The organism is Paenibacillus sp. N3/727 (assembly GCF_022637315.1).
GTDB classification, from domain to species: Bacteria; Bacillota; Bacilli; order Paenibacillales; family Paenibacillaceae; genus Paenibacillus_AQ; species Paenibacillus_AQ uliginis.
On the sequence record NZ_CP093336.1, the window covers coordinates 1148000 to 1160616 of the forward strand.

Below are 12617 nucleotides of genomic sequence, written 5' to 3' on the forward strand. Positions count from 1 at the left end.
CTTATAGTTTATTTGGTGCTTGTGAATACATCGATGTAACGCTCAACGATTTGGGATTTATGCGAACTTACATAGTCTGTGTCTTCATCAATCATGTTGATATCGGCCAATGGCTTCATGTGATCACCAAGCTTCGTATCTTGGCGAAGCGGACGGTTCGTTAATTGAGTACCAAACGCATCTTGAGCTTCTTGAGACAGAATGAAGTCGATGAATTTCTTGGCATTGTCCATGTGCGGAGCATCTTTGATAATAGCGGATGCCGCATCCAGGAATACTGCGCCTTCTGTTGGATATACAACTTCTACCGGAGCACCGTTCTTTACATAAGTGCTAGAAGGGTCTTCGTAAGTTAGGCCAACCACATATTCACCGTCAGCAACGCTTTTGTGAACGGCACCGGAACCGCTTGCAATTTTACCGTCTAGGTTCTCGATCAATTTGCCAACATAGTCCCAGCCTTTATCATTCTCATAGTCGCCGCCCTTCGCTTTCAGCATATTGGTTAACTGTGCAAAAGCGGAGCTTGAGCTTGCTGGGTCAGCAGAAGCAATTTTCCCTTTAAGCTGCGGGTTGAGCAAATCCTCATAGCTTTCAATTTTAATATCGCCGATGAGGTTTTTGTTCACGAGTAACACACTTCCATCTGAGATATAAGGGGTAGCGAATCCCGAAGTATTGCGATGACCTTCAATTAAGTTCTTGTCTTCAGGTGACACGTAAGGCTCGTATAGATCGGCATTTTCACGGTAACCAGCCATGGAACCACCGAACATAACGTCAGCATAAGGATTCTGTTTCTCGGATTGTAAACGCTTAACAATCTCGCCTGTTCCAGCCGTTACAAGTTCAACTGTAATCCCCGTCTCCTTCTCGAACATTGGAATGATGGTCTTGATGATCTCTTCACTATTCGGACTGTAGACGACAAGTTTATTAGATGAACCCGAATCTGACTCACCATTTCCACAACCGCTTAACGCCCCTACAACTAACATGCAAGCTATAAGCAACATAGAAAACCTTTTCATTTTTATTCCCCCTGAACTAAGTTTGTTTCGTTGCATGTCTATTGTAGCAAGTATGGTACCGTTTTCAGAATCCCATAATTCGCAAACATCGTCTAAAATTCGCAACCTATTTTTGAGTAAGGAGAGATCTGAAGTGAAAATAATTTATAAGCGGCTGCATATACGAATTCTAAATTACGTTTGCATTTAGAAAAAGAAAGTTGTTAAATATAATTAACCTGGTTATATATTTACTCTGTTATGTAAAATGTAAAGCATATAAGTTGTTTGAAAGGTGATTTTATGGATAAGAAAGAGGAAGAATATATACATGTAGTCGGAGCTAGAGAGAAAAACCTTAAAAATATTGATGTGAAAATCCCAAAGAAAAAAATAACGGTCTTTACTGGAGTTTCAGGTTCAGGAAAATCATCTTTAGTGTTTGATACCATTGCAGCAGAATCACAAAGGCAGCTCAATGAAACGTATTCAAGTTTTATTCGGCATCGCTTGCCGCATTATGGACAGCCGAATGTGGATGCTATTAAAAATTTATCTGTTGCCATTATCATTGATCAAAAACGTATTGGAGGAAATGCAAGGTCAACGGTTGGAACGATCACTGATATAAATTCATTACTAAGATTATTGTTTTCTCGGATAGGACAGCCCTTTGTTGGCTATTCCGATGTTTTTTCATTTAATAATCCTTCTGGAATGTGTCCAAAATGCGAGGGATTAGGGAAAGTCGATACGATAAATATGGAGCGGCTGTTGGATAAAAAAAAATCTCTCATTGAGGGAGCCATTTTATTTCCAACCTTTGAACCGGGAGGATGGAGATTAAAAAGATATATCCACTCGGGCTTTTTTGATAACGACAAAAAAATTAAAGACTTTACAGCTGAAGAATTGGAGTTGCTTTTATACAAATCAGATATTAAAGTAACTACCGCTGATCCGGAATGGCCAAAAACTTCATTTTATGAAGGGCTTATACCGCGAATTGAAAGAAGTTTCTTAAAAAAAGAAGATGGAGAATCAAACAAATATAAAAAAGAAATTGCTGGTATTGTCAGTAAAGAAACGTGCCTTCTCTGTGGCGGTACTAGATTAAATGATGAGGTCTTGCAGTGCACAATAAATGATAAAAATATAGCGGATTGCGTGGACATGCAAATTACGGACCTGCTGGATTTTATCAATGCCATTAAAGACCCGAAAGCAGTTACCATGGTCATGGCAATAAGTAATCGGTTGGAACATTTAGTTTCAATTGGTCTAGGTTATTTAAGTTTAAGCCGCGAAACGTCAACTCTTTCAGGCGGCGAATCACAGCGGATAAAGATGGTCCGGCAGTTAGGAAGCAGCTTAACGGATCTTACTTATATTTTTGATGAACCGAGCATTGGTTTACATCCTCATGATGTAAATAAGATCAATGATTTATTAAAACTTTTACGTGATAAAGGGAATACCGTTCTTATAGTCGAGCATGATCCTGATGTTATTGAAATTGCAGATCATATCATTGATATGGGACCGCATGCTGGAACAAATGGTGGGAAAATCATGTATCAAGGTACTTTGAATGGTTTGCTAAAGGCAGACACACTTACGGGGAAATATTTATGCAATCAAACCCAGTTGAAAAAGAATATTAGAACCCCAGCCGCCGAATGGCTGTCTTTGAAAAATGCACATTTGCATAATCTTAAAAATATTAATGTGAACATTCCTAAAGGGGTTATGACGGTAGTCACTGGAGTTGCAGGTTCAGGAAAAAGTACGTTAGTCAATCAAGTGTTGCCCAAATTTTATCCTGAAACGATTTTTATTGATCAGAAACCAATCCAAGCTTCGAAACGTTCCAATATCGCTACTTTTACAGGATTATTCGATATCATAAGGGAGTTGTTTTCGAAAGCTAATGATGTAAAGCCTGCTTTATTTAGTTTTAATTCACAAGGAGCCTGTCCAAACTGCAAGGGCTTAGGAGTAACATATACAGACTTGGCATTTATGGATACAGTTATAAGTGCATGTGAGGTTTGTCAGGGCAATCGATTTATAGATGAGGTACTAATTTACAAATTGCGTGACAAAAGCATAAGCGAAGTTTTAAACATGACAGTTGACGAAGCCTTAGACTTTTTCTACGAAAAAGAAATATCTGCAACCTTAAATAGATTAGCAGATGTAGGAATAACCTATATCACGCTTGGACAACCACTAAATACGTTATCTGGCGGAGAACTGCAAAGAGTAAAACTCGCCGCTGAACTTGAAAGTAAAGGGAATATATATGTGCTGGATGAACCAACCACTGGACTTCATATGTCAGATATATCCCAGCTCCTTAAAATTTTGAACCGTCTTGCTGAACAAGGCAGCACCGTAATTGTGATAGAACATAATCTGGATGTTATTAGTCAAGCAGATTGGATTATTGATTTAGGACCCTTTGCAGGACAAAAGGGTGGTGAAGTAATATTTGAGGGAACGGCACAGGATCTAATAAACTGTAATGCCTCCATTACAGGACAATATTTAAAAAAATATCTAAAGGGAGGGAAATATGCATGGCAAAAAAAGAACTAGAAAAATATTATATTCCTTTTCAATGTATGATTATCAATAATATTAATCGTCTTAACATTGAGGGTGTTACTACGGCTCAGTATAATGTATTGGACATTTTAGATAAACAAGGCTCTAAAACAACTAAAGAGTTAGCAGAGATTCGTGGGATTTCACAAGCTGGAATGTCTAAGTTAACGAAAAGGCTTTTAGAGAAAAAATACATTATACAAGAACGTCAGGAAACGGACCGGCGAGCCTATGACATTTTTATTACTCCTGATGGTAAGAATTTTCTTTTAAAATCGGAGAAATTTAGAAACGAAATCATGAATTTAATTGAGAGTGCGTTGACAGAAGAAGAATTACATTGTTTTATACAGTTGTGCAAAAAAATCACGGATTCATAATAAAGTAAAAGGAAAAGGGAGTAAACAATGAATAATTATAAATTGACCATACAATATGATGGCGGGCGTTATAAGGGCTGGCAGCGTCTGGGTGATAGTGAGAATACCATTCAAGGGAAAATCGAAAATGCCTTATCCGTCATGGTAGGTCAATCCATTGAAATCATTGGGTCCAGTAGAACAGATGCGGGGGTCCATGCTCTTGCGCAAGTAGCCAATTTTAAGATCAGTGACAATATGCCTGAATCTAAAATCATGAATTTTTTGAATCATTATTTACCACCGGATATTAGCATTACGGAAGTTGAGCTAGTGGATGACCGTTTTCACGCTCGTTATAACGCGAAAGATAAAACGTATTTGTACAAGATTTGGAACGAAGCGTATAGCCATCCTTTCATGAGAAAGTACAGTATGCATGTTGGGAAAAAGCTGGATATCGAAAAAATGAAAAGTGCATGCCAGTATTTTATCGGTGAACACGATTTTACGGCTTATTCCAACGCCAAGTCTAAGAAAAAAGATACGGTACGAAAAATATACTCGCTGGATGTAGAAGAAGTAGAAGGCTTTATCCAATTTCGAGTAAGTGGAAACGGATTTCTGTATAATATGGTTCGAAAAATGATTGGAACGTTGATCGAGATCGGATTAGGTGAAAAAGAAGCAGAAGAAATACCGACCATTTTACTCTCCAAAGAACGAGTGCAGACGGGTGGAATGGCGGATGCATGTGGACTTTACTTGGAAAAGATTAATTTTTAAGAATCCTTTCAGATCCGTTAGGGCAAGATATGATTTGGAACTGCGCTTGGCAAGAAGCAGCGCTTCCTATCACAATGACGAGGGAGTGAGATGGATGGCTAATAAAAAAGATCAAAACGTTGATTCTGACCGCGACACGACCATGGATGTTGACGCTGGAGAAGCTGTAGGAACTGCAGGCGGCGGTGTCGTGGGTGCTGCTGTGGGTTCCGTATTGGGTCCAATTGGCACTATTGCAGGTGGCATCGCAGGCGCAGCATTGGGTAACAAAGCTGGCGAGGCTGTTGGAGATGAAGACAGCGATTCAGAATAAACAGCGCTAGCACTACCATATACTGGCGAGTAAAAATCAGGGGGCCCGGAAAATCCGGTGCCCTCGATTTTTTGTTAGGTTTGACTGTGCACGGCGGGCAGTCGATTGACTTGCAAGCGTATTATGACAGTCTGTCGGAACCGTCTGAGCCGATGGCCTAGATTATTATATATTCTCATGAAATCATCATGGTATCGGACAACTGTAGAGCTATTATCCAAGGGGTCATTTTATCAAAAAGAACAGGAGCGTTTCGTAAGAACGTTCTTGTTCTTTTTTGTCATGTGGAGAAAATTGGAAAAATATATATATCGCTGCCCCATTAGCTGTAGCTGTAAAAACCCTCCTATGTTACGATGTGGGGTATAATCAAGCAAATAAGTATCGTACAATCATGACACTGGAATGGAGATAAAATCTTGAAATCATTTAAAAAAGTTTATATAGAAATTACAAGCATCTGCAATCTCGCCTGCACCTTTTGCCCGCCAACGGAGCGTAAGGCAAATTTTATTAAGGTGGATGACTTTTCGAAGAGGTTGGATGAGATCAAACCGCACACTAATTACATTTATCTACACGTCAAAGGGGAACCGCTTCTCCATCCTAAGATCGATGAGCTACTAGATATCAGCCACGAGAAAGGCTTTAAGGTCAATATCACAACAAACGGAACATTGATCGCGAAAAATCGGCATAAGCTGCTTGGAAAGCCTGCGCTGAGACAGATGAACTTTTCGCTTCACAGCTTTGACGGTCATGAGGGATCAACCAACCGCGAAGGATATTTAAGGGAAATCCTCTCCTTTGTCCGTGAAGCGGAGGAGCATAATGTCATCTTCTCATTCCGTCTGTGGAATTTGACGCAGGACAACGCAACAAACATTGAAAAGAGTAGAAACCGCGAGACACTCGAAATCATAGAGAAAGAATTTGGCCTAGATTACAAGATCGAAGAAAAGGTAGTGCCAGGCGGAGGGGTGAGAGTCTCCAACAACGTCTATTTGAACCAAGATCATGAATTCCAGTGGCCTAGTATGACAGCACCTGAGGATGAAGGTAAAGGCTTTTGCCATGCACTTCGCAGCCAAGCGGCCATTCTTGTGGACGGAACTGTTGTACCATGTTGTCTAGATGGTGAAGGGGTAATTAATCTAGGCAATATTCATCAGACATCATTTTCTGATATCGTCGATGGCGAGCGGGCGAATAACCTCGTTGACGGATTTTCCCGCAGGGAAGCTGTCGAGGAACTATGTAGAAGATGTGGATATCGCCAGAGATTTGGAGCGTAATGTTTGTTGATTGGGATTGAAAACTTATAAGTTGAAATAGAATGAAGACGCTGGGATTTGTTATCCAGCGTCTTTTATATTGAACGCATTTTATTCTTAATGGAATGTTGTTTGGGTAGTGTAATCATGGAAATTAAAGGTAATTAATGGTATGATATAAGCTAGAAATATTACAACGGGAACGAAAAAACACGGTTCGGTTGGTAGTCCGAACACATGGTCATCATTGTGTCCGTGTCAGTAACCTTCCCCCCTCGGGATGTCCATCGTACTCGTAATACGTTAGAGGGGGAGTTTGTATGAAACTGACTGTCTATTTTGATGGTCAATTTTGGGTAGGTGTTGTAGAGGAGAATGATAACGGCAAGTTAAAAGCAGGCAGATATATTTTTGGGCCTGAACCAAAGGATGACGAAATTCTCGCGTTCATCCATAAGGATCTTTGTGAACTCATAAGTAAATTATCACAAGATGTGGATATTACCACAACTAGTGACCGAAGGGTTAATCCCAAGCGTTTAGCAAGACAGGTGGCTCACGAGCTAAGTATGAAAGGAATTTCTTCATATGCACAAGAAGCTTTGAAATTGGAGTATGAGAAGAGAAAAAAAGAGAAACAAGTGTATACTCGTCAGCAAAGAGATGAAATGAAGGAACGAAAAAGAGAGTTAAGAGTTCAAAAAGCGAAAGCTAAGCATCGTGGTAAATAATTTGGATAGCGATGTATTAGCGGATATAGAATTAAAGAGGGGGGAGAACCCCTCTTTTTAAGTTTCATAACTCTTCAATTACTACTGTACTGCCAAAGTCTTCACTGAACAGGATTTCAATTAATTTGTCTGCCGTATATTCAGGTGTTTGCAGCTTCCCTTCTTGGGCGATTTGGATGAATTGATCCACGTAAGGGAAGGTTTCACTGCTTACAGAACGAATCTCAGCCTGCAATTGCGTATCGATCATGCCGGGATATACGGAAACAACCTTGGCAGGATATTCTTTATTCAGCTGTTCCAAGCTCACGCTCTTGGAGAAAGAATCCAAACCGGCTTTAGAGGTGCTGTAACAGCTTTGGGATGGCAACAAGTATTTGGCTGAGGCAGATGATATATTCATAATCCGTTTGTCTATGTTTAATTCGAGCGTGTGCTTAATAAAATTTGACGTAAAGATCATAGGAGCAAGTAAATTGATATTTACATTTTCAATGATGCTATCAGCACTATTCAGTTCAATTGGAGCAACGGGGGATAGCATCCCGGCATTGTTTATCAAATGAACCGCATCAATTTTCGATTCATGTTGTATTGTGTTAAATAATTCTTCAAAAAGTTGATCAATTCCGCTTAAGTTATTTAGGTCAAATGGGTGGTAGCTTATCCGGTTGTTTTTTTCCTTCGCCAGTTCAATTAGCCTGTGATTGCTAGTTCTCGATATGCAAAAAATATGATGGTTATCATCTAGCAATTGTGTGGCCAATGCTTCGCCAATTCCCCTTGATGCACCTGTAATGATAAAAAATTGCATCCAATTTCACCTCTAATGTTCGATTTTTAATCAGTAGACTTTCTCCTCTTCTTCTAGATGCTATTCACTGTTTCCTTCCGTACGCCTTGATAGACTATCTCAAATTCCATCAAAATACATCTTGATATATTATCAATGACTAACGCGAGCATATGTGCTTTAAAATCTATATTACGTGACGACACAACTCCTAAATCTACTTCGATTTGAAAAGGTTAATCTTGGTAAGTGATTATAGTGAATATACGTGACGGGTGTCATTGTCGCTGCTACCTTGTATGCGGCATCATATATGAGCATAAAATACCGAGTTCTAACCGTAAAAAGGATGGGGAAACGTTACATGGCACAAGACGAATCACAACATGCTTCACAACAATTGCCAACATATAAATTACAGCAAGCCTCTTTAGAGCCGACTTGCTCGAAAGCATGCTCGGACTCTGATAAGGAGACGCAGCATCAGTCCTCGAACCGTGCTCAGCATGCTGTGCAATGGCGACCTTCTCGCTTCAACGCCCAGGCGCAAGTGGATGACGACGGGCTTATTCTTTACAACAGTTATTCAGGGGCCATTGCTTCCTTCTCGGCGGAAGAACGGAAACGTGTACTGTCTTGGCTTCACCCGGGACAAACGGATATGGAGCCGGATCATGAGATTTACAAGGAACTACGGGAACACGGTTTCCTTGTTTCGGCGGATACAGACGAGCTGCGGCGGGCGCAGTTCCTTCATCAGTCGATGCACCAGCTAGATGCCATGCATCTCGTGCTGCTAGTTACTGAAGCATGCAATTTCCGCTGCAATTATTGCTATGAATACTTCCCGCGTGGAAACATGCGGGGCGAAGTCATCAAGGGACTGATCGCCTATATGGAGCAGCGGGCGAAGACACTGAGTGTCTTGAATATCAGCTGGCATGGCGGGGAGCCGCTTCTGGCTCCACGCGTGATCGAGCAGCTGTCTGCGTCTTTCATTGAAGTCTGCGATAAGTACAATGTTGCATATCATGCGGAAATGTCAACAAACGGTTATTACTTGACAAGAGAGCTGTTCGAGCAGATGCTCGATCTGCACATCGATCGCTATATGATTACGCTGGACGGCCCTGCAGAAGTACATAACACTCGACGGGGATTATTCGGGGGTGGGGACACCTATGAACGCATCGTATCGAACTTGCTCTCCCTCAAGCAGGTAGATCGCCCATTCGAGATCAACATTCGAGTAAATTTTGACAATAGCAATCTGGAAGCTGTTCATTCCTTCATTCCGGAACTGCGCGATTTGTTTGGAGATGATGAGCGTTTTGCCGTCTATTTCCGGCCTGTAGGCTGCATGGGGGGAGAAAACGATCTTACGCTCCCTGTGTGTGATGCTCGTACTAAGGACAAGGAAATATGGGCGCTCAATGAGGAAGCGATTCAAGCGGGGCTGCCTGTAAGTTCCTTTATAAAAGACATTTTGCTTCCGACAGGGGCGATCTGCTATGCAGCGAAGCCGAATTCGATGGTTGTCGGGTCGGATGGACGCCTTTACAAATGCTCGGTTGCGTTCGAACAAGAGAACAATCAATTAGGACGTATTCATGAGGACGGTACGCTCGACGTTGATATGGACAAGCTGGCCTTATGGACGACGTCCGGAGAAGAAACGGATGCGAACTGCCAAGCCTGCTTCTTCCGTCCGTCCTGTCAAGGCAATCATTGTCCGCTCTATCGTATGCGGACGGGCAACCGCCCTTGCTCCTACGAGAAACGTCAAATTAAGCAGGTGCTTCGCACGATATGGCTCCAGTCTGCGGCTTACGAATCAGCTGAGTAGTAGGCTGCATCTAGTCCTGAAGCCAACCTGATCATGGAATGGAAGGAGAGCCAGGCGAACTTCGTACTGTCTGTGCGTATGCAAGGAGAGCCAGGCGAACTTCGTACTGTCTGTGCGTATGCAAGGAGAGCCAGGCGAACTTCGTACTGTCTGTGCGTATGCAAGGAGACCCAAGCGAACTTCGTACCGCCTGTGCGTATTGCAAGGAGGTGAGTAATATGAAAGTAATTCGTCCAGCAGCAAAGCCTGCATCGATCAAGACAGGACGCTTGACCAAGTCTGTACCCGGCAATTTGAGCTAATAGCCAGCTGATAGCTCTGAAGCTCTGAAGCTCTGTGAGTGCCCAGGCTCATCGATGCCTTTCTTGAGATGAGAATGTTGGTGCATGAATACGCAGAATAGCTGCACATGGTTTGCGAGGCACGGTGTAGTGTTGCATATCATACAACAACATGCGGGTGGGGATGCACTCAGTGCACCAATGTTGCATGAAGTACATCATTTTCCCATAAAAATACGCTTGAATCGAGTAATGAAGGGATAATCTTGCGCATAATGCAACAATAGCTGTGCATAGTGTCTTTTGGTCCGTTACATGTTGTATGACCTGCAACATTTTTCTATCGATCCCTCTCGCAGCCGGTGCAATACGAACCACCGAAGATTTATAGCAACAGCAAAAGCCTGGGATCCTAGATACCAGGCTCAGATTGTCGAGAAACCCTGTCCTTTTAAAGGTACAGGGTTTCTTTTTCCAAAATGAGCGGTGCTCCATCGAGGTGAAGCTCCATTCTTACAAGTGACTGTTCGTTGCGCCAACAAGGCTCTCAAACAGTTATAACTCCTCATCGCACATTGGAGCAATCGCAAATTTCATTAACTCTCCCTAACATCGAGGATAGTGGTACAAAACACAGTGGATATAACCGCGCCAGGCCAAGAGAACCAGTGTCTGGATTGTACTTTTCCTGTTTCTTCGTCTACCGCCTCTGAATACAGTCCATCCCATTGAACAAGCTCCATGAGCTTTTGAAAAATTCTGTCTCGGCGAACCTCATCCTTCATAACATCGCTAAAGAGCAGTTCCTGCGCATCCCCTAAAGGCCATGGATGAGGCGTGTGAACAGATCCCAATCCTCCATAACGGCCGGGATAAAATCCGCCTTTATTGTCTTCACTGAATCCAAACTCCATCGTATGGATCCATCTCGTATCATCTTGACTACAGAATCCCCACATTGGAGCATATACGGCAGGAAGGTCGTTCGCATCGTGATACTTCTGGAAGTTGCCCTTCAAATCCGTCAGATAGGTAAACAGTTCTTTACCATTATGAAGTGTGCTAAATGATCCTATGCAATCATGTCGTACCTGATCTGCCCATTCTGCTAAATCTTTATCGTAAAAAGAAAACTCTTTGTTCAACTCGGATAATTGCTGCAACGTATGCCACGCAAGTACTTGACTGGAAAAATGATAAGGATAATCGACTTTGTCATCAGCCGGAGTCTCTCCAGTCTTAAACAGCCACTTTTCCTCATGTTTAAACGCCATGATCATATCAAGAACATCTTTGGCAATTGGCAGTAAACGTTCAATTGTCTCCTTATCACCGAACTGTGCATAGTAATCACAAAGCTCTAGAAGGGGATAACATTGCTGATCGAATTGGAACACATTATCTTTACTGGAGCCGTTCGTCAAATAAGCGCGTCCCCAGTATTGAAGTGGGCGATCGGCCTTTTCAAACATCCAGAGTAAATGCCCCTTAACAATCCGTTGTACAAGACTCTTCCATTCTGTTCGATATGAATCTTCAAACAGGAACTCCATTTTTTTCTCGGATTCCAATAGGAGCTGCATCATGTAATAGGAGTCTCGATTCCATGATAAAGGAAGTAATTGATGATCGGTGATTACACACATATACTCATCACAAATTGGCATAGAACAGCAGGAAACGATATAATCAAGATTCCTTTGAATGATAAACCGAGCTGCCTTCGCTTTATCACCTTGGACGGACTCCGTATTCTTCCATTTAGGTAAATTCTGAATTGCCTTGGCAGTCAGCTCTTCAACATCGGTGTACGTCAGTTCAGACTCACATTCTTCTTGATGTGAAAGTGAATAAACCATGTTGATGATTCGGCTTTCTCCTTGTTCCAACGTAAGTTCCGTTCCATATTCGTAATTGACAGGTTCATTCGCTGTTGTCTGTACGGGTGCAAGGATCAAGGCATCTTTACCAGTAAACAAATACATATCAGCTCTGGCAGATAGATGCGAATTGCAAATAGCCATATGATTGCTCTGGACATCCACTCTATTTTCCAATGGAGGAATTGGAATAGGTCCTCCTTCCGTCAATTGTCCGTAACTGCAGCGGTTTAAACTGAACCGTCCACCGACCGTAAGTGGAAAGACGATTTCTTTATCGCTTATATTGTTAACTTCGAATCTATGAATGAAATAGCTCTTTTCATCCTTTTCGGTTGCTACAAACATAGAATGAACTTCGGCTGTTTCGAACTGATAGCGAAAAACAGGCGACTTGCCTTCCAAATAATAAACTTCTTGATTTAAGCTCTTCTCTTGAGGTCTGATACCGAAACCAACCGCCTGGCGTTCACCTTCTAATGAATCAACCAACCTTCTGCGGTAACAGCGAACATAGTTGCTATCATAAAACTTATCATTTGGAAACTGTTCAATCGAAGTCAGTGTAATGAATCCTTGCGTTGGATGATAACTATTTACGGAACGGACCAATCCGTCAAGTCCTATACTGGCCGACAAGCGCCCGTTTCCGACATCGATTGGTTTTTGATTGCTAACATCTAGTAAAGGGAGCATCTGACGATTGTTGTATTCTGTTTGCATTTTACTCTGAC

10 protein-coding genes are annotated in these 12617 nt (G+C 41.9%); 7 read left to right on the plus strand and 3 right to left on the minus strand.

Going from position 1 to position 12617, the window contains the following annotated elements:
- Positions 1 to 8 precede the first annotated feature (8 nt).
- On the minus strand, positions 9 to 1031 hold the full coding sequence (locus MNQ98_RS05125) for an ABC transporter substrate-binding protein (protein WP_241932212.1): 1023 nt from the start codon (positions 1029 to 1031) through the stop codon (positions 9 to 11).
- A 282-nt stretch (positions 1032 to 1313) separates the two neighbouring features.
- On the opposite strand from MNQ98_RS05125, the gene MNQ98_RS05130 reads away from it, so the two are divergent.
- The 6 genes from MNQ98_RS05130 (at position 1314) to MNQ98_RS05155 (ending at position 7083) form a co-directional block, all read left to right on the plus strand.
- Positions 1314 to 3611 carry an ATP-binding cassette domain-containing protein gene (locus tag MNQ98_RS05130; RefSeq protein WP_241932213.1) on the plus strand — a complete coding sequence of 766 codons (2298 nt, stop codon included), beginning with the start codon at positions 1314 to 1316 and terminating at the stop codon, positions 3609 to 3611.
- On the plus strand, positions 3593 to 4000 hold the full coding sequence (locus tag MNQ98_RS05135; protein ID WP_241932214.1) for a MarR family winged helix-turn-helix transcriptional regulator: 408 nt from the start codon (positions 3593 to 3595) through the stop codon (positions 3998 to 4000). The genes MNQ98_RS05130 and MNQ98_RS05135 overlap by 19 nt, the downstream gene beginning before the upstream one ends.
- Before the next feature lie 27 nt (positions 4001 to 4027).
- Positions 4028 to 4765 carry a tRNA pseudouridine(38-40) synthase TruA gene (gene truA, locus MNQ98_RS05140; RefSeq protein ID WP_241932215.1) on the plus strand — a complete coding sequence of 246 codons (738 nt, stop codon included), beginning with the start codon at positions 4028 to 4030 and terminating at the stop codon, positions 4763 to 4765.
- Positions 4766 to 4859: 94 nt separating this feature from the next.
- Entirely contained in the window at positions 4860 to 5078 is a 219-nt protein-coding gene (locus MNQ98_RS05145) for a hypothetical protein (RefSeq protein WP_208915682.1), read from the plus strand.
- Positions 5079 to 5497: 419 nt separating this feature from the next.
- Positions 5498 to 6373, plus strand: coding sequence for a radical SAM/SPASM domain-containing protein (locus tag MNQ98_RS05150; protein WP_241932216.1), 876 nt, complete (start codon positions 5498 to 5500; stop codon positions 6371 to 6373).
- Between the two features lie 299 nt (positions 6374 to 6672).
- Positions 6673 to 7083: a YjdF family protein gene (locus MNQ98_RS05155; RefSeq protein WP_241932217.1), complete on the plus strand. Its 411-nt coding sequence runs from the start codon at positions 6673 to 6675 to the stop codon at positions 7081 to 7083.
- A gap of 64 nt (positions 7084 to 7147) precedes the next feature.
- Here MNQ98_RS05155 and MNQ98_RS05160 read toward each other — a convergent pair whose 3' ends face one another.
- Positions 7148 to 7897: a (S)-benzoin forming benzil reductase gene (locus MNQ98_RS05160; RefSeq protein ID WP_241932218.1), complete on the minus strand. Its 750-nt coding sequence runs from the start codon at positions 7895 to 7897 to the stop codon at positions 7148 to 7150.
- Between the two features lie 343 nt (positions 7898 to 8240).
- Here MNQ98_RS05160 and MNQ98_RS05165 point away from each other — a divergent pair, with 343 nt between their 5' ends.
- On the plus strand, positions 8241 to 9722 hold the full coding sequence (locus MNQ98_RS05165) for a radical SAM/SPASM domain-containing protein (RefSeq protein ID WP_241932219.1): 1482 nt from the start codon (positions 8241 to 8243) through the stop codon (positions 9720 to 9722).
- An 877-nt stretch (positions 9723 to 10599) separates the two neighbouring features.
- Here the strand turns inward: MNQ98_RS05165 and MNQ98_RS05170 are convergent.
- The gene (locus MNQ98_RS05170) at positions 10600 to 12606 is read right to left on the minus strand and encodes a glycoside hydrolase family 125 protein (protein ID WP_241932220.1); all 2007 of its coding nucleotides are present in this window, start codon (positions 12604 to 12606) and stop codon (positions 10600 to 10602) included.
- Positions 12607 to 12617 lie beyond the last annotated feature (11 nt).

Coding starts and splice junctions, on each gene's coding strand:
- MNQ98_RS05135 (WP_241932214.1), top strand. CDS start 3,593: ATGGCAAAAAAAGAACTAGAAAAATATTATATTCCTTTTCAATGTATG.
- MNQ98_RS05170 (WP_241932220.1), bottom strand. CDS start 12,606: ATGCAAACAGAATACAACAATCGTCAGATGCTCCCTTTACTAGATGTT.
- MNQ98_RS05165 (WP_241932219.1), top strand. CDS start 8,241: ATGGCACAAGACGAATCACAACATGCTTCACAACAATTGCCAACATAT.
- MNQ98_RS05160 (WP_241932218.1), bottom strand. CDS start 7,897: ATGCAATTTTTTATCATTACAGGTGCATCAAGGGGAATTGGCGAAGCA.
- MNQ98_RS05130 (WP_241932213.1), top strand. CDS start 1,314: ATGGATAAGAAAGAGGAAGAATATATACATGTAGTCGGAGCTAGAGAG.
- MNQ98_RS05145 (WP_208915682.1), top strand. CDS start 4,860: ATGGCTAATAAAAAAGATCAAAACGTTGATTCTGACCGCGACACGACC.
- truA (WP_241932215.1), top strand. CDS start 4,028: ATGAATAATTATAAATTGACCATACAATATGATGGCGGGCGTTATAAG.
- MNQ98_RS05125 (WP_241932212.1), bottom strand. CDS start 1,031: ATGAAAAGGTTTTCTATGTTGCTTATAGCTTGCATGTTAGTTGTAGGG.
- MNQ98_RS05155 (WP_241932217.1), top strand. CDS start 6,673: ATGAAACTGACTGTCTATTTTGATGGTCAATTTTGGGTAGGTGTTGTA.